The organism is Streptomyces ossamyceticus (assembly GCF_001418475.1).
In the GTDB taxonomy this organism is placed as follows: Bacteria; Actinomycetota; Actinomycetes; order Streptomycetales; family Streptomycetaceae; genus Streptomyces; species Streptomyces ossamyceticus.
In genome coordinates this window covers 1-661 of sequence record NZ_LIQX01000466.1, presented here as the reverse complement: position 1 = coordinate 661, position 661 = coordinate 1, and the positions used below count along the sequence as shown (strand labels likewise).

Here is a 661-nt window from a genome sequence, read left to right as displayed (position 1 = left end):
GGAAGCCGGAGGCGACGGCGGCGAGATGCTCGGCGTCCTCGCGTGCGAGGTCGGTCGACGCACCGACGGCGAGTCCGTCGTTGGACAGCACCACCGCGTGTCTTACCTCATGTACGCGCAGTACCAGGTCGTCCAACAGCCAATCGAGTTCTCCGGACCGTCCGGTGGCCCTGGTGGTCGGGTCCTGGATCATGCGAGGTCTCCTTCGCTGCTGTCGCTGCCCGTCGCGGGGCCGTGGGTGACGCCTCGTCCGGGTGCCCTGCCGCCGCCTCGCGCCCAGCCGTCGCGGTAGGCCGCCATACGGTCCCGTACGAGTTCGGGGGTGCGGTCGCCGTCGGCCACGTGACTCGGGACCGGGTCCGGCCCGCCGCTGTGCCGGTCGCGCAGCTGGGGGGCGAGATGGGCCTGCCGTACGCGGCGTGGCAGTTCACCGGTGGGGTCCGGCTCCTGCGGCGGACGGTGCTGCCGGAGGGCGGTGACGCCGGGCGGGGGTGGCTCGGGCGGGCCGTCCGCCATCGACTCCCCGGCGGAGGACACGGGAGCCATCAGTGCCCGCCGGTCGACGGGCTGCTCCACGGGGTCCTGCCGCGGACCGGCCTGCACGCGCGCGTACTCCCGTTGCTCGGGCTGCCGCTGTACCTCGACGGTGGCTCCGAGGGAA

The 661-nt window shown here is 74.0% G+C and carries 1 protein-coding gene and 1 pseudogene; both read right to left on the bottom strand.

The window, feature by feature from the left end:
* Window positions 1-193: roadblock/LC7 domain-containing protein (locus tag AOK15_RS29555; protein WP_205632257.1), on the bottom strand; the 193-nt coding region annotated here is incomplete at its 3' end.
* A pseudogene (locus AOK15_RS29550) lies at window positions 190-661 on the bottom strand (ATPase); the annotation flags it as partial. The gene AOK15_RS29555 and the pseudogene AOK15_RS29550, both read right to left, overlap by 4 nt.